Consider the following 16,064-nt stretch of genomic DNA (forward strand, 5'->3'; position numbering starts at 1 on the left):
CGCCGCAACGATGTCAACGCATACCGAGGTCGCTCATGAAGCTCTACTATGCTGAAACGCTCGCGCCACGCAAGGCATGCGCGGTGGCCGGATACTTAGGGTTGCCAATCGAATATGTGTTCGTCGATCTGGGCAAGGGCGACGGCGAGCAGAAGAGTCCCGACTATCTCGCGATCAATCCGAACGGCACGGTGCCGAGCCTCGTCGACGGTGACAGAAAGCTGTGGGAAGCCGACGCCATCATCTGCCACCTCGCGCAGCGCGCGGGATCGGGCCTCTGGCCGCGCGACGCACAGCAGCAGATCGACGTCGTGCGCTGGCTGAGCTGGAACAATCAGCATCTATACCGGCACGGCAACGCACTTTACTTTGAGCACCTGATCAAGCGGTGGGTCGGCATGGGCGAACCCGACCCGTCGAAAGTCGAGGAAGCGCAGGGCTTTTTCCGCAAGCATGCGAGCGTGCTCGATCAGCATCTGACCGGACGCAAGTGGCTGCTCGGCGACGATCTGTCGGTCGCGGATTTTGCCGTCGGCGTGACGCTACCGTACGCGAAAAGCGCGGCGATACCGCTCGACGAATTTCCGGAGGTGCGGCGCTGGCACGATCAGTTGAACGCGTTCGACTCGTGGCGTAATCCATTTCCCGCGCGGCCTGCACAGACCGCGGCGCACGGGTGAAGGGCGAAGTATGTGCTGCGCGATCGTCGCACTGACAATGACCCTGCTGGCCGGCTGGCGCAGCCTATCGTCCACGTTCGTCGGCCGTATCGGACGATTGCGGCAGGTTGCACTCGCGCTGATCGCAATCGCCGCGGCGGCCGGGTCCGCGATGGCGGCGGACCGGTTCGCGCAGGCCGATAGTGGGCAACTGTCGTTGCTCACGCCGATCTGTGGGGTGCATTTCATCAGGTAGCGTCGTGCGTTGTCGTCGTGCGTCCTGAAAGCATGACGGCGCTTCACGCTTCTCGAAACAACCAGTCCGGCCGAATTGCCGTATCGTACGAAGTCACGCGTCTCATTGCGGATCGAGGGTACGTCATGGCACTTTCGTCGAAACACGATGGGCGTCGCATCGACAGACGCCGGTTTCTGCGTGCGGCGGGCGGCGCGGCGATCGGCTTGCCGGTGTCGCTCGCATTGTCAGGGCTAACGGCGGCTCAATCGCCAGCCCATACTCAAACGCCCGCTGCAACGCCATCCGCCACGACGACGCCGCTGCCGCGCATGGCCCAGCGCGCGATCCCTGCCACGGGCGAACGCGTGCCGGTAATAGGCTGCGGCACCTGGCGCACCTTCGACGTCGGCGACGATCCCGCCGCGCGCGCCCAACTCGCCGACGTGCTGCGCATCCTCTTCGAAGCCGGCGGTTCGGTGATCGATTCGTCGCCGATGTACGGCTCGTCGGAAGCCGTCGCCGGAGCGCTGCTCACCCAACTCGACGCGCACCGCCAGGCGTTCGTCGCGACCAAGGTCTGGACCGACGGACGCGATGCAGGCATCGCGCAGATGGAAGAATCGCTGCGCCGTTTCCAGCAGCCGCGCATCGACCTGATGCAGGTTCACAATCTGCTCGACTGGCGCACGCAAATCGCGACGTTGCGCGACTGGAAAGCACGCGGGCGGATTCGCCATATCGGCATCACGCACTACACGTCGAGCGCCTTCGGCGAAGTCGCGGCTGTGATGCGCAGCGAAAAGCCCGACTTCGTGCAGATCAACTATGCCGCCGACGACCGCGTTGCCGAAGAACGCATCCTGCCGCTCGCGGCGGAACTGGGCATCGGCGTGGTGATCAACCAGCCGTTCGGCGGTGGCGGCCTGCTCGCGCGCGTCGTCAAAACGCCGTTGCCCGAATGGGCGGCGGAGATCGGCTGCACGAGCTGGGCGCAGGTCCTGCTGAAGTTCGTGCTCGCGCATCCGGCGGTGACCGTGGTGATTCCCGGCACGGGCCGTCCGCAGTACATGGCCGACAACGTTCGGGCCGGCTCCGGTCCGTTGCCCGACAAAGCGATGCGCGCGCGGATCGTGGCGGCGGTGAACTCAATAGCTAGTTAAAATTAAATCCTATTTGAACGCTGTTGAAATAGTCAACGCATTTGCAGTCGAGTTTTCAGGCTTCCTTAGCACAATACGGAACAGAGAAAAATAAAATTTTCCGTAGTAAGGCGCCATATTCCGTTTTCGCATCGATTAACTCTACCGATTACCACTCCCATTCGAATTGCATACACGAAGCACTCGCGCAGGAAAGATTGTGAAAGGAAGTTGACACGAGAACGTTTGCCAAACTAGGCTACGCACTGTCGTCCAGAAACCGACCTCGATATTTCTTCTTATCTGCCCGCAGACGCAGGCATGCCTTCGTTTTCCGGTTGGTCGGACGTCGCATGGATGTTCAGTAAGGCGTTTCACGCAGTCTTTTTGAAAGCATTGTAATAAAAATGGATCGTGATTAAAAAATCAGCCGCCAGTGCTGAGGCGTCAACACGTCCATTCATTCTCGCTAGCAATTCGGTGCTGGTGCGGGAGACCTTTTTCGCTGAAAAACACAGAAACACAGCAGAAGCACTCAACGCACTTTCTTTAAGCCGATTTTGTCAGTCGAGGATTAAAATGCGTATAAATTTCCGATTGCAGATACAGTGCCTGGCGCTAGCCGGCATCACGGCGCTGGCGGGATGCGGCGGCAGCGACGGCTCGTCCGCGTTGTCGAGCAAGTCCGCACAGACGCCGGCCGCCGCTTCCGACGCGGCACCGGTTGCGCTGGCCGCGCCGCCCGCCGCGAACACGTCGATCGACAAGACCGTGCCGCCGGTGGAGTTGCCCGACACGGTCACGCCGGTCAACTACAAGCTGTGGTTCCGGCCGAACCCGGCACTGTCTTCGTTCGACGGCCGCGCGGACGTGCAGATCAAGGTGCTCAAGGCGGTCAACGCAATCACGATTGCCGGACACCGTGTCAAGTTCGTCAACGGCTCGATCACGCTGCAACCGGGCAACATCCCGTTGATCGCCACGCCGCAGGACGACGGCGATTTCTATCAGCTGCGGCCGGTGAGCGGCCAGATCGCCGCGGGCAACTATTCGCTGCACATGGAGTGGAGCGGCATCATCAACTTCAAGACCTATGACGATCCGGTCGCGAAGACCGGCGGCAGTTGCGGTGACGATCCCTATCCCGGCTGCTCCGCTGCCGAAGGCGTATTCCGCGTCGACCTGAAGGCGACCGACGGCACCACGAGCGGCGCGATCCTCACGCAAGGCGAATCGAACCTCGCCCGTCAATGGTTCCCCGGCTGGGACGAACCCGCGTTCCGTCCGACCTACGAGGTGAGCGCGGAAGTCCCGCAGAACTGGAAGGTCGTGTCGAACGCGGCCGAGAAGCCGGCGGTCAACGTGGATAGCGGCTACAAGCTGGTGTCGTTCGAGAAGACGCCGCCTATGCCGTCGTATCTGCTGTTCTTTGGCGGCGGCCAGTTCGACATTCTCGAAGACGACTTCACGAGCCCGCTGCCCGACGGCAAGGGTCTGCATCTGCGCATCTTCACGCCGCCCGGTATGCGTGACTGGGCGAAGCCGGCGATGCAGCAGACCAAGCAGGCGCTCGATTACTACTATCGCTACACCGGCATCTCGTTGCCGCTCACCAAGTTCGACACGATCGCCGCCAACGATGCGTTCAAGGAACAGAAGGACCTGAACTTCGGCGGCATGGAGAACTGGGGGGCGATTCTCGAATTCGCCGACGACATCCTCCCGGCCCCCGGCACGACGATGTCCGATTACGGCGTGACTGTGCTCACGCACGAAGCCGCACACCAGTGGTTCGGCGATCTCGTCACGCTCGACTGGTGGGACGACGTGTGGCTGAACGAATCGTTCGCGACGTTCTTCGAGAACAAGACCAAGGTGCGCTTCTTCCCGGATCGTTTCAGCTGGGTCGACGACGTGAAGAACAAGTACGCGGTGATCAACGCGGATCTGAAGTCCACCGCGTTCCCGGTGCAGCCGAACTTCAACGGTTGGGCGTCGAACGATTTCGTGCTGAGTGCGAGCGCATTCACGTACGACAAGGGGGGCCATGTGCTGAAGATGCTGGAGAACTATCTCGGCGAAGACGTGATGCGCCGTGGCCTGCAAACGTATCTGGCCGACTATTCGCTCGGCAACGGTACGCCGAAGCGTCTGTGGGACGAACTGGCCAAGGCGAGCGGCGAACCGATGGTGGCGATCGGCGACAGCTTCGTGCGGCAAACGGGCGTCCCGTTGATCTCGCTCGACACCCAGTGCGATCTGACGACGAACCAGACAGTGGTCACGCTGAAACAGTCGCCGTTCCCGAACCAGAACGCGTATCCGGGCACGCAGTGGACGATTCCGTTGACGCTCGCGTACGGCGACGGACTGACCTCGCGCAAGACGGTCGCGATGAAGAACACGCAGACTCAGGTGCGGCTGAACGGTTGCTCGGCGGTGCTCGCCGATCCGAGCGGTCTCGACTACTACGTGACCAACTACAGCAACAACGCGTGGAGTCAGTTGCTCGCGCAGGGCAGCGCGTTGCAGGATCCGGTGCTGCTGACCAGCCTGCAACTCGAGGCGAAGCTGCTGGTGAAGAACGGTCTCGCGGACCCGTCGCGGGAAACGAGCATCGGCTCGCTGAGCCCGACGGTCACGCCGCTCGCGCGTCAGTTGACGACCGTCGCGCCGACCACACAGTCGCTGCGTCCTGCAATCCGCTATCAGGGCAAGCTCAGGCAGAAGCCGCAGGCGCAGTGAGGAGGATGTCGTAAGGGAGCGCAATGGCAATAAGGCGCCCGCATCGCAGCATCATGCGAAGCGGGCCGCCAGTTTTTTTTCAGCGCATCGCACGACGCAGGAATAAAACCGGCGCAAGACCGGTCATGCCTCATGAACCGAGTCGCAAAGGCCGCCGCACGATTGTGCGGCTCGCCCGCGAATCCTTATCGTGAGGTCACCATGTCGTCACATCATTCATTCGATCCGGCGCGTCGCGGCGCGCTGAAATGTCTTGCGTTCGGCGGGCTCGGCACCGTGTTCGTGCTGACGGGCGGCGTGCTCACGCCGGTCGAACTGGCGCTCGCCGCCGACGCGACAAAGCCGGCGGCCATGCAGGGCGTGCCGCTCTTCCTGCAGATCAGCGACACGCATATCGGCTTCAACAAGGAGGCCAACCCGGACGTCGCGGGTACGCTGAAGCAGACCATCGACTTCGTCAACGCGATGCCGGTCAAGCCCGCGCTGGCGATCCATACGGGCGACATCACGCATCTGTCGAAGGCGTCGGAGTTCGATCTCGCGGCGCAGCTGATGTCTGGCCTGAAGATCACGGAACTGCACACCGTGCCCGGCGAGCACGACGTGACGGACGGCCCCGGCACCGAATACTTCAGCCGCTTCGGGCAGGCGTCGGACAACAAGGGCTATTACAGCTTCGATCATCAGGGCGTGCACTTCGTCGGCCTCGTCAACGTGATGCACTTCAAGCCGAACGGCCTCGGTGGTCTCGGCGACGAGCAGCTCGCGTGGCTCGAAAGCGATCTCAAGGGACGCGCGTCGAGCACGCCGATCGTCGTGTTCGCGCACATGCCGATGTGGACCATCTACGAGCCGTGGGGCTGGGGCACGGGCGACGCGGGCCAGGCGATGAGCTACCTGAAGCGTTTCGGCTCGGTGACGGTGCTCAACGGCCATATTCATCAGATCGTGTCGAAGGTCGAAGGCAATATCACCTTCCACACCGCGCGTTCGACGGCCTATCCGCAGCCGAGCGCCGGCATCGGCGACGGACCCGGGCCGCTGAAAGTGGCAAGCGATCAGCTTCCCAGAATGCTCGGCGTCACCAGCATCAGCATTGCGCAGCATCCACTGAAGGCGACGCTCGCCGATACCACGCTGGTCTGATCGCGGACCGTTCCGTATGCAGCACTTAAAACTCAGCACTCAGCATTCACGCAAAGGAGATTAGTCATGCAAACTAACAGGATGAGCCGCGCGCTTCGGGTTCTGCTCGGCGGCGCCGCGCTGATCGCGGCATCGGCGGGACTGTACGCGGCGCACGCGGAAACGCCCGGCGCGGTGGTCATCAAGAACTTCATGTTTTCGCCGATGGCGCTCACGGTGAAGGCCGGCTCGACCGTGACCTGGAAGAATCTGGACGGCGAGCCGCATACGGTCGTCAACGACGCCGGCCTGTTCCGTTCCGCAGCGCTCGATCAGAACGACTCGTATCAGTTCAAGTTCGACAAGCCCGGCGTCTATAACGTGTTTTGCGGCATCCATCCGAACATGAAAGAGACCATCACCGTGCAGTAGTCAACGCAGCCGTTCACGCGGTATGCAGCTCGCTAAGCCGGCAAAGCAGAATGCCGTAGCCGCTCAGGTGGCCGAGATACACGCTCGTGAATACGCTGGCGCCCGGCAGGTCTTCGATCAGATGGCGCAGCTCTTCCATCTGCAGCGGCGGCCTCGGCAACGGCGGCCGCTCGACCCGCAGATCCGCCGCCTCGGCCAGTTGCCGGTGCGCCGCCACCAGCGTGCCAAGGCGCGCGAAGAAGGCTTCGCGCCACGACGCATCGAGCGCGGCGAACTGATCGTGGAACGTGTCCATCGTCTCCAGAAAATTGACCAATGAATCGAAGACTTCCTGATAGCACGCGAAAAGCGGCGCCCGTGCGCGATTGCGCGCCAGATGCGGCGAGACCCAGGCCTGCTCGATATCGGTTTTCAGCAGCTGGTGCGCCTGCTTGAGATTGGTGCTCAGCGCGCGCAGTTTTGCGGCAGCGGGTTTGATCTGCGCGCGCGCCAGGGTGCCGGCGGCGAGTTGGGCGAAGGTGTCGGTCGCCTGCTCGTTGCCGTCGTTGACGAGCGTGTTCGCCCAGTAGCCGTGATCGGGCGGAAAGGCCACCTCCTGGATGATGAAGCCGAGCAGCATACCCAGCACCACACCGATCAGACGCTGTTCGAGCAGCGGCAGATGTTCGCCGGTGTAGAGCACGAGGGTCATCGGCACGGTGACGCTGGTCATCTGGAACAGCGACGGCCTCAGGCCGGCGGTGCCGAAGATCACCACCGGCAGCAGCAATGCGCCCAGCCAGAGGTGAGGCGCGGTCAGCCAGATCAGCAGCGTGCCCAGCGGCATCGCGACGACATTGGACAGCACGCGCTTGTAGAAGTAGCTTCTGGCCGCCGAAATCGAGCTTCCCAGCGCCAGCGTCAGCATGGCCGAACCGGCGAGCGACACTGCGGCATCGGGATAGCCAAGCAGCGAAGGAATGAAGAAGCCGATCCAGAGGCCCAGTGTCAGCTTCGTGTATTTCGCCGTTTCGGACAGAGAGAAGCGCGCGAGGGCACGGCGAAACGGCGTGAGCGGCTTGTGGGAGTAGACGTTGGACATGGTTTTTATGTGAACCGATGACGTTAAGCCAGGCGCGGCAACAGGTGGACGTGACCTTACCATTGCGGTCGCAGCCTTCGGAACCCGACGGTAGCCGGCCGGCCCGGCGAGGCGTCGAGCGAAAACGCGTTTCAAGCGACCGCCGGGAAGCGGCGCGCGGGACGTATCGATGGGCTTGGTTGTTGCGTGCAGAAAAGCCACGCGGCGGCCGATGCCGTGGATGCTCGCGCAAACCCGCGAGCAGAAAGGCGGGCGCGGCACATGCGCGATCGGCGGCAGCGCCGGCGGCCCATGCCGCTTGAATTTTTTACCCGTTTTTAGCGCGCAAAACGCGGACTGGCGCAGCGGCGTTTAAAGCGCCGACACTCTGTTGTCGCCGGGTGAGGAGCGGCGTACATTCCTTCCTTGCATCGACCTTGCGACGTCGCGTGATCGAAGTCTGATAGTGGCTTGTCAGCCAGAAGTAAGACGTACTCCGGAGTAATTGCAATGGCTAACGATTCCGACATGCCTCAATCCGAAACCGAGGGTCCCGGGAGCGCTTTCGACACTCGCGGCCCGCGTCCCACGACTGCGTCGCCGCCTGCCTTCGGCCGCCTCGCGCTCTGCATAGCCGCCGCCGGTGCGTTGGCGTTCGGCGTGCTGGGCACCGTCGCTTACGGCGTCTGGTTCAATCACGATCAGCAGACGTATGCCGAGGCCATCGCAGGTGTGCGGCAGGCGCTTGGGATGCCCGGTTCGACCTCAGTGGCGGCCGCAGGCGCGACGAACGGGAGACTGGCGGAGCCGGTCGCCTTGCACGAGGCCGCGGAGCCGGCTGCCGTGCCGGGCACTGCCACGGCCACGACCACGTCGCAGAACATGACGACAGCGCCCGCGCTCACGTCGGCCGGCCCGGCTAACGCAGTCACCGCCACGTCCGCGCCTGCCACGGCCGCGACGGCACCGGACTCACCGACCGTCGCGCCGCCGGGCGCGCCTACGCCGAATATGGCTTCGAGCACGAAGACATCGCTGGTGTCGGACGGCGAAGAGGGCAGCAGGCAGGCCGTCTGGTCCGGGCAGGTCGCGCGAACCCGGGCGGTGGCGAATCCGCCGCAGACCACGCTCGCCGACGCGACCTCCACGACGTCCGCGCGTTCACTGTCACCATCGCCGTCACCGCGTTCGAGCCGGCGCGCGACCAACGCCGCCGATCCCGCGACCCAGCAAGCCACCTCCGGCCGCACGGGCAAGGATGCACGAGCCGCACAACCCGAGCGCCGCGTTGCGTCCTCGAATGCGAACGCCAACGCGAATGCGGCGAACGCGCGCCATAAGAACAGTCTGTTCGCGCGAATGGACCTGTTGTTTCGACGCGTGAACTATCCGCAACATGACAGCGGACGCCAGCAACAAGACCTCTACTCGCATCCCTGAGCCACTCGCGAGCCGGCGTGCGGATCGCGAACGCGTCCCGGCGATGCGCTTCAGCCCAGGTCCCGCGACGGTCGCCGTGGCGTCGTTGCTGTGTCTGCTGATCGGCCTGCTGTATCTGGCGCTGCAGATCAGAACGGTCTTTTCCGATCAGTTGAAGCAGGAGTACGCGGGCCTCGTACTCGAAGCGGCCGCCCGCGCGCAAAGCGCCCGCGAACAGGTCGGCGTCTGGCAGCGCATGCCGGCCGGTCACATAGCGGACGGTCGGGACTACGCTGCGGACTATCGTCACGCGCGCGCCGAACTCGCGCGGCACCTCACGTCGCTCGCGGCGCTGGTGAACGCGAGCCCGTCCGCGACGCCGCGCATTCCGCCCGCCGCGCTGAGCGCGAACGCCAATCTCGCGGAGACCGACGCGTTGCTGCACGACGTGTCGACTTACTGGCACGCGCAGCGCGATGCCGATAGCGCCGACGTCCGCCTGCGGATCGTCCACGTCGCGCGCACGCTGATCGGATTGGCGGCGCTGCTGTTCTGTCTGTCGATCACCGCCGTCGGCATGTACGCGAAACGCAACCGTCAGCTGGCCGGCCGCTCGCACGAGTTCGAGCACGCGTCGCTGCACGATTCGCTGACCGGTCTGCCGAACCGGCGCAAGCTGCTGGCCGTGCTCGAAGAAGCCGCGACGCACGCGGGCGCCGCGCCGACGACACAGCGGATCGCGGTGCTGTACGTCGATCTGGACGGCTTCAAACAGGTCAACGACTCGCTAGGGCATCGCGCGGGCGACGAATTCCTGGTCGCGGTATCGACGCGCTTTCGCGAAGCGGTGCGCAAGACCGACCTGGTCGCGCGCATTGGTGGCGACGAATTCGCGGTGCTGGTGCGCGCGTTTTCGAGCGAGCCGGAACTCGCCGACATCGCCCGGCGGTTGATCGCGTGCGTGGTGCAGACCGACGAGCAGAGCGGGATCGGGGTCGTGCGTGCGAGCGTGGGCATCGCCAGCTTTCCCGAACCCGTCGACGACTATCGCCGCCTGGTCGCGGCCGCCGACGACGCGATGTATCAGGTCAAGCGCAGCGGCAAGAACGGCTACGCGTTCGTTGCGCCGGCAGGCCGGCCGGCGGTCTCATGAGGTGGCCGGGGTCGTCGTTGCGGCGGCCGGCGGCGTCGCCACGCGGCGCGTCAGGTCGCCGATGAGCGCCTCGCGCTGAGGATCGGTCATGCCTTTCCATGCGCGGATTTCCTCGCGCGTACGCAGGCAGCCGACACAGAAGCCCGAGGTGGCGTCGATTCTGCAAACGTCGACGCACGGTGATTGGATGGCCATGTTCAGATCTTCATTTCCGGTGGATGGGTTGCGACGCTGACCGGCGAAAGCCGTGGCGAGCCGCTTTGTCACGCGCTCTTTCGCTCGTTGTATCACCGCGTGATAGAAACGCGTGGTAGAAACGCGAGGCGCGGCGGCACAGGCCGAACGCGCTCGGGGCCGCGAGTATATCCAATCCCGCAGCAATAGCGCCGCACGCGCGGTTTTGTTTCGTGTTAAAAAACCGTGGCTCGCTGGTTTGCCGCGAAGCGCGTGGGCGGGCGTCGTTATTCCAGGTTCATTCGCAACGCAAAGGAGCAATGTCCAGAGATTCGTCGATACGCGTCGCGGGGCGCATCAGCCGGTCCGCATGGTTCACGGCGATCGTGGCGGCAACGCTGGCCGCTTGCGCGCCGTTGCAGTCAACGACCGTCGCCCAGCTGCCCGGTTCAGCCGCGCCGCAAGCCATGGCGTCAATGGCAGTACGCCCGGCCGACGGCCCGTTGCCGGTCCCGCCCAATCTGCTCCCGTTGACGCAGCCGGCCGGACAGCAGCGTTTGATGTCCACCCCGTACAGCCAGTCGTACTGGCCGCTCTCCCAGTACTTCGAAACGCAGCGCAACGAAGCGTATTGTTCGGTCGCGACGTCGGTCATGGCGCTCAACGCGCTGGGCATCCGCCGACCCGAGTCGAGCCTGTATCCGGACTTCCCGTTTTTCTCGCAGCAGGACTTCTTTCGCGGGATCGATGCGCAGGTGGCCGACGCCGCGCGCGTATCGAAAGAGGGCATGACGCTCGATCAACTGAGCGCCGCGCTGCGCACGTTTCCCGTCGACGTGGCGAAATTCCACGCGAGCGACATGACACTCGATCAGTTTCGCGATCTGATTCGTGACACGACGGCCCGTCGTGATCGCTTCGCGTTGCTGAACTTCAGGCGCGTGGAAATCGGCGAAACGGGCGGCGGGCACTGGTCGCCGCTTGCCGCGTACGGCGCCGCGAGCGACAGCGCGTTGCTGCTCGACGTCGCGAGGTACAAGTATCCAGCCGTGTGGGTGCCGGTCGCGCAACTGTACGCGGGCGCGCAGGCGGTCGATAACGTGAGCCATCTGTCGCGCGGGCTGGTGATCGTCAGCCGGCGCGCGAACTGACGCGAGCATGCGTCATGCGCGCCGGTCGTCGTCGTTGCGCCACTCGGTAAGCTGCTCGCGCGTATTCAGTTCGATGAACGAAGGCAGCGCACGCAACGCGCGGATATAACGCCCCAGATGTGGCCACCCGATGGCGGGGCGCGGCATGTTGCGGGTCCAGCGCATCAACATGATGGCGAGGAAGTCCGCCGTGCTGAGCGTGCCGCCGACCAGATAACGGCGGTCGTCGGCGAGGCGCGCGTCGAGCCGGTCGCAGGCCTGTTCGATCCGCCGTTGCGCGAGCGCGCGCACCGCGTCGGCGCCCGCGGGATCGCCGTCGCTGTCCGCGTAGAACCAGTCGCGCATCGCGGGCAGCAGCGTGTTGGCCAGATAGATCATCAGCTCCAGCCACGCGGCGCGATCCGTCGAGCCAGGCGCGGGCGCGAGCGCGGCGTCGGGATGCCGCTCGGCCAGCAGCATCAGCAAGGCCGCCGATTCGTGGCGCGGCGAGCCGTCGACCACCAGCGTGGGGACGCGCCCGGACGGATTGAGCCGCAGATAGTCGGGGTCGTGCTGCTGACCCGCGTCGATATCGACGAGACGCGCTTCGAACGGCACGCGCATTTCGATCAGCATCCAGTGGACGGCCATGCTTGCCGCGCCCGGCGAGTAGTAGAGAACGTAGGACATGCGTGCGCTCCGCGTGTTGATGAACCCCGGTGAACGTTTATTGGCCGAGGGCTCGCGCGTAGTTTAGCGGCGTTTGGGCGAGGGGGACGTCGTCGCGAGGTTGCGGGTTCGGACAGCGATCGATCTTGCTGATTGATCTGGAGTCCGCGAACGCGATACGTTGCGCACGCAAGAACCCCGCGTGCGTTGCATGGCCTGCGTGCTGAAGCGCGTCGCCGGAAATAGCCCGCATGACCTGACGCGAATCGTTGCGGGAGCGCGCGACTCCACGCAAGCGGGGCGCCCGCTATTGCGGCACAACCGCAGCACGACGAACGGCAGACAGCGCGGCCCGGCCATATCGCGGGCCCAACCGGCGCGGCCGTCAGTCAGTGTCGAAGCGTTACGCCGTCACGCGCTGCGCGCCATCTCGCCCGCGCCGGTCGCGAATGCTTCATCCACACGAGTCCTGCGCGCGCTGCCGGCCGAAGCCGCAACAGCCGTGCGCGGGCCAGCCGCTGTCTTGCGGATGCGCGTATCGCGCAGTGCGGGCCGTGCGTCGACCAGCTCTGCATACAACGCGAGATAGTTCGCCGTCGACGCATCCCAGCCGGACTCGCGGCTCATCGCATTGCGCTGCAACGCGTGCCACGACGACGGCCGCGCGAAAGCGGCCAACGCGCGGCCGAGCGCGTGCACGACGTCATCCGGTGTTTCGCCGTCGAACAGGAAGCCGGTCGCGCCGTCTTCGCCACGCGCCTCCTGCATTTCCTGCGCAGCGTGATCGTCGGAGTCGACGTAATCGACGATCGTATCGGCCAGCCCGCCCACGCGCGACGCCACCGGAATCGTGCCGTAGCGCATCGCGTAGAGTTGCGTCAGCCCGCACGGCTCGAAGCGGCTGCCGTGCAGCAGCATATCCGCGCCCGCATGCAGCATGTGCGCGCGCCGCTCGTCATAACCGATCTGCACGCCGACGCGCCCCGGCCATGCCGCCGACAGCGCCAGCAGCGCCTCTTCGAGCGCGCGCTCGCCCTGGCCGAGAATCGCGAACTGAAGCCGTGGGTGTCGTTCGAGCAACTCGGGCAGCGCGCGCACGACCACGTCGGCGAGCTTCTGTTCGGTGAGCCTGCTGCCGATCGCGACCAGCGGCGCGAACGGATCGCGCGTCAAGCCGAACGCCTGTTGCAGCTCGCGCTTGCAGGCCTGCTTGCCGGCGGTATCGGCGACCGAGTAGGGACGCGCGATATGCGCGTCGGTGGCCGGGTCCCAGACCGCCGTATCGATGCCGTTGACGATGCCCGACAGCTTGCCAGCCTGCGCCTGCAACACGCCTTCCATGCCGTGCCCGAAACGCGGCGTGAGAATCTCGCGTGCATAGCGCTGGCTGACGGTGCTCACGCGATCCGCGTGCACGATGCCCGCTTTCATCATGCTCAGCGAGCCGTAGAATTCGATGCTGCGCTCGTCCGACAGCGCGGGCGCGAGCAGCTCGGGCGGTATGCCGATCCAGCCGCCCATCGCCAAAGGATGGTTGCCCTGAAACGCGAGGTTGTGGATCGTGAAGACGCTCTTCGCCGCGACCCCGGCAACGCGCATATAAAGCGGCGTGAGCCCTGCATGCCAATCGTGCGCGTGCACGATGTCGGGGCGCTTCACGTTGCGCACGCCGCGCGCGACGCGCGTCGCGGCTGCCGCGAGCGACGCGAAACGCGTCAGGTTATCGAGGTAGTCGCGCCCTTGCGGATCGCGGTACAGGCCTTCGCGTGCGAACAGATGATCCATTTGCAGAAGCAGCACCGGCACGCCGCTGTCGGGCATCTGGCCGCGCAGCAGTTTGGCGTCGCCGCCGGGCAGGCCGGTCATGCGCGCGACAGGCGTGACGTCGAGCGCGCGTTCGAGCGCGGCGGGATAAGCGGGCATCAGGATCGAGACATCGACGCCGGCATCGCGTAGTGCGGCGGCATAGGCGCTGACCATATCGCCGAGGCCGCCGGATTTGGCGAGCGGCAAGGCTTCCGATGCGACGAGAAGAACGTTGAGCGACAAGGTGGCCCCCAGGGACGGGTTTATTGCACATGCACAGTGCGATAGGGTTCGCAAGCGCGAAGCATCAGCAAGGGGTGTGCCTGTGTCCGGCATGGCTGAGCGCGGCGTGAAGGGGTTTCGTGTTGCAGTGCGGACGGCGATGTAGGTCGAACGCGCGCTTCGAGGTGAAGGGCGTTTTTTCATTGATGTGTAGATTTGACTCTCGGGCGTAGCGGCTCGATCACGCCGCGCGACGCTCACGCAGATGCATGGGACATAAAACGTGGAAGGGGCTGTCGCTTACGCGAGCAGCCCCTTCCTCACCCCTCGGAACGAACGCCGGAAAAAACGCCGCTCAGTGCACCGGCGCGTGCGTCTGTTCAGCCGGTCGCGGCTGCGTCATCGCGCTCACCACCACGAACACGACCACGTTCACCGCCAGCGCGAGGAAGCCGATGTTGACGTCCTTCAACGCGTCGGGCAGGAACGGCATCAACTGGCCGATGCTCCAGTGCAGCGTGGTCGTCAGCGCGACCACCGCCACGCCGGCGAGAATCCCGCAGAACGCGCCCTGTTTGGTCGCGCGGTTATGCGGGAACAGGCTGCAGATCACCGCCGGGAACAGTTGCGTGACGAAGCTGTAACCCATCAGCAGCAGCGCGACGATGGTCTCGCCGCCGTTCAGCGTGAAGCCCACCGCGACCAGCGCGACCACCGGCACCAGAAAGCGCGCGAGCATCCCGACCGAAGCGTCCGATGCATTGCGGTTCACCATGCCGCGATAGACGTCGTTGGCAAGCAGCGTCGACGCGGACGTGAGAATCATCGAGCCCGGCACCAGTGCGGTCAGGATGCCGGCCGCGCCGATCACGCCGACGAACCACGGGTCGAAAGTCTGCAACGACAGGCGGAACAGCGACAGGTCGATGTCGCCGCCTTTGAGGCCCGGCACCCGCAGCGTCGCCGCGAAGCCGACGAAGAACACGAATAGCAGGATCAGCTGATACAGCGGCAGCACCATCGCGTTGCGGCGGAAGATGCGTTCGTCCTTCGCGGTGAAGATCGAGCCGAACGTGTGCGGCCACATGAAGAAGCCGAGCGCTGTCAGCAGAACGGTCGACTGGAACCACGTCACACTGGAGCCGCGCGCCGGGAACGCGAGGAAGCCGGGACGCGCGGCGTCGATCGCGCGGAACATGTCGCCCAGACCGCCGTAGTAGTGCAGCGGCAGATAGATGCCGAGGAACAGCACGATCGCGAGGATCAGCAGATCCTTGACCACCGAGTTCCACGCGGAGCCGCGCACGCCGGACACGATCACGTAGGCCGTCACGACAGCGGCGCCGATCCACACGGCCGCCGTCGACGAAATCGCGCCGTACGAGGCCGTCGCGACGATGATGCCGAGCCCCTTCAGTTGCAGCACGAGGTAGGGGATCAGCGCGGCCACGCCGACCAGCGCGACCAGCGTGCCGAGCGCGGGGCTCTCGTATTTGCGCGTGAAGAAGTGCGGTTGCGAGACGAGGCGGTGCTGCTTCGCGTAACGCCAGATCGGCGGCAGCATCCAGTACGAGAGGATGTACGCGAGCGTGCCGTACGCCAGAATGTAGTAGACCGGCGCGCCCTTGCCGTACGCAAAACCGCTGCCGCCCAGGAACGTAAAGGTCGTGTAGATCTCGCCGGCCATCAGCAGGAACACGAACGCGGTGCCGAAGCTGCGGCCGCCCACGCTCCACTGTTCGAGGTTCATGTCGTGGCCGCGCCGCGCGCGCACGCCGAGGTAGAGGGCGAACAGCGTGACGGCCGCGATGATGACGAGTGCGCTCATGATCGGACCTCCTCGGCGTCGGCCACGAAGTTGCGGTTGGCCGGGTCCAGACGATAGACGATCGCCATCAGGATCGAACTCAATACCACCCACATGACGATCCAGGCCAGCACGAACGGCATGCCGAGCACCAGCGGCTCGACGCGATTCACAAACGGAACACCGAGCAGGATGCCGATGAACGGCAACGCGGCGAGTACACGAAGCAACATGGGGGGCGACTCCTCGAACCGGTTTATAAGTACGTCTCGTTGAAAGTGCGGCT

General features: G+C 64.7%; 15 protein-coding genes. 9 read left to right on the forward strand and 6 right to left on the reverse strand.

All coding sequences use genetic code 11. The features are described from left to right. Positions 1 to 35: 35 nt before the first annotated feature. From BGI01S_RS11565 to BGI01S_RS11590, 6 genes are all read left to right on the forward strand, one after another. A complete protein-coding gene (locus BGI01S_RS11565) occupies positions 36 to 680 on the forward strand; it encodes a glutathione S-transferase family protein (protein ID WP_042325384.1) in 645 nt (214 codons plus the stop codon). Positions 681 to 717: 37 nt separating this feature from the next. After that, positions 718 to 915 carry a hypothetical protein gene (locus BGI01S_RS11570; RefSeq protein WP_157004156.1) on the forward strand — a complete coding sequence of 66 codons (198 nt, stop codon included), beginning with the start codon at positions 718 to 720 and terminating at the stop codon, positions 913 to 915. Positions 916 to 1,040: 125 nt separating this feature from the next. Continuing rightward, positions 1,041 to 2,057 carry an aldo/keto reductase gene (locus BGI01S_RS11575; RefSeq protein WP_042325388.1) on the forward strand — a complete coding sequence of 339 codons (1,017 nt, stop codon included), beginning with the start codon at positions 1,041 to 1,043 and terminating at the stop codon, positions 2,055 to 2,057. A 558-nt stretch (positions 2,058 to 2,615) separates the two neighbouring features. Next, on the forward strand, positions 2,616 to 4,781 hold the full coding sequence (locus BGI01S_RS11580) for a M1 family metallopeptidase (RefSeq protein ID WP_042325389.1): 2,166 nt from the start codon (positions 2,616 to 2,618) through the stop codon (positions 4,779 to 4,781). 201 nt (positions 4,782 to 4,982) lie between these two features. Further along, positions 4,983 to 5,927: a metallophosphoesterase family protein gene (locus BGI01S_RS11585; protein WP_042325967.1), complete on the forward strand. Its 945-nt coding sequence runs from the start codon at positions 4,983 to 4,985 to the stop codon at positions 5,925 to 5,927. 66 nt (positions 5,928 to 5,993) lie between these two features. Then, a complete protein-coding gene (locus tag BGI01S_RS11590) occupies positions 5,994 to 6,338 on the forward strand; it encodes a cupredoxin domain-containing protein (RefSeq protein WP_042325391.1) in 345 nt (114 codons plus the stop codon). A 13-nt stretch (positions 6,339 to 6,351) separates the two neighbouring features. Here the strand turns inward: BGI01S_RS11590 and BGI01S_RS11595 are convergent, their stop codons facing one another. Beyond that, a complete protein-coding gene (locus BGI01S_RS11595) occupies positions 6,352 to 7,419 on the reverse strand; it encodes an aromatic acid exporter family protein (RefSeq protein WP_042325393.1) in 1,068 nt (355 codons plus the stop codon). Between the two features lie 507 nt (positions 7,420 to 7,926). Here BGI01S_RS11595 and BGI01S_RS11600 point away from each other — a divergent pair. Together BGI01S_RS11600 and BGI01S_RS11605 are read left to right on the forward strand one after the other, a co-directional pair. Further along, positions 7,927 to 8,838 (forward strand): hypothetical protein, encoded by a 912-nt coding sequence (locus BGI01S_RS11600; RefSeq protein WP_232624399.1) that lies wholly within the window; start codon positions 7,927 to 7,929, stop codon positions 8,836 to 8,838. Beyond that, positions 8,795 to 9,970, forward strand: coding sequence for a GGDEF domain-containing protein (locus BGI01S_RS11605; protein ID WP_042325397.1), 1,176 nt, complete (start codon positions 8,795 to 8,797; stop codon positions 9,968 to 9,970). Before BGI01S_RS11600 ends, BGI01S_RS11605 begins: the two co-directional genes overlap by 44 nt. Here the strand turns inward: BGI01S_RS11605 and BGI01S_RS11610 are convergent. Further along, complete coding sequence (locus BGI01S_RS11610) at positions 9,965 to 10,237, reverse strand: DUF1289 domain-containing protein (protein WP_322786965.1); 273 nt, start codon at positions 10,235 to 10,237, stop codon at positions 9,965 to 9,967. The genes BGI01S_RS11605 and BGI01S_RS11610 overlap by 6 nt on opposite strands. Before the next feature lie 227 nt (positions 10,238 to 10,464). Here BGI01S_RS11610 and BGI01S_RS11615 point away from each other — a divergent pair, with 227 nt between their 5' ends. Further along, positions 10,465 to 11,295 (forward strand): phytochelatin synthase family protein, encoded by an 831-nt coding sequence (locus BGI01S_RS11615; RefSeq protein WP_042325399.1) that lies wholly within the window; start codon positions 10,465 to 10,467, stop codon positions 11,293 to 11,295. A gap of 12 nt (positions 11,296 to 11,307) precedes the next feature. On the opposite strand, the gene BGI01S_RS11620 is transcribed toward BGI01S_RS11615, so the two are convergent. The 4 genes from BGI01S_RS11620 to BGI01S_RS11635 form a co-directional block, all read right to left on the reverse strand. Next, positions 11,308 to 11,964, reverse strand: a complete 657-nt coding sequence (locus tag BGI01S_RS11620) for a glutathione S-transferase family protein (RefSeq protein ID WP_042325400.1) — start codon at positions 11,962 to 11,964, stop codon at positions 11,308 to 11,310. 390 nt (positions 11,965 to 12,354) lie between these two features. Continuing rightward, a complete protein-coding gene (gene glgA, locus BGI01S_RS11625) occupies positions 12,355 to 13,992 on the reverse strand; it encodes a glycogen synthase GlgA (RefSeq protein ID WP_042325401.1) in 1,638 nt (545 codons plus the stop codon). Between the two features lie 334 nt (positions 13,993 to 14,326). Next, a complete protein-coding gene (locus tag BGI01S_RS11630) occupies positions 14,327 to 15,799 on the reverse strand; it encodes a sodium:solute symporter family protein (RefSeq protein ID WP_042325404.1) in 1,473 nt (490 codons plus the stop codon). Then, entirely contained in the window at positions 15,796 to 16,011 is a 216-nt protein-coding gene (locus tag BGI01S_RS11635; protein WP_042325405.1) for a DUF3311 domain-containing protein, read from the reverse strand. Before BGI01S_RS11635 ends, BGI01S_RS11630 begins: the two co-directional genes overlap by 4 nt. Between the last annotated feature and the right edge of the window lie 53 nt (positions 16,012 to 16,064).

Origin of the sequence: Paraburkholderia ginsengisoli NBRC 100965 (genome assembly GCF_000739735.1) — a bacterium.
GTDB lineage: Bacteria > Pseudomonadota > Gammaproteobacteria > Burkholderiales > Burkholderiaceae > Paraburkholderia > Paraburkholderia ginsengisoli.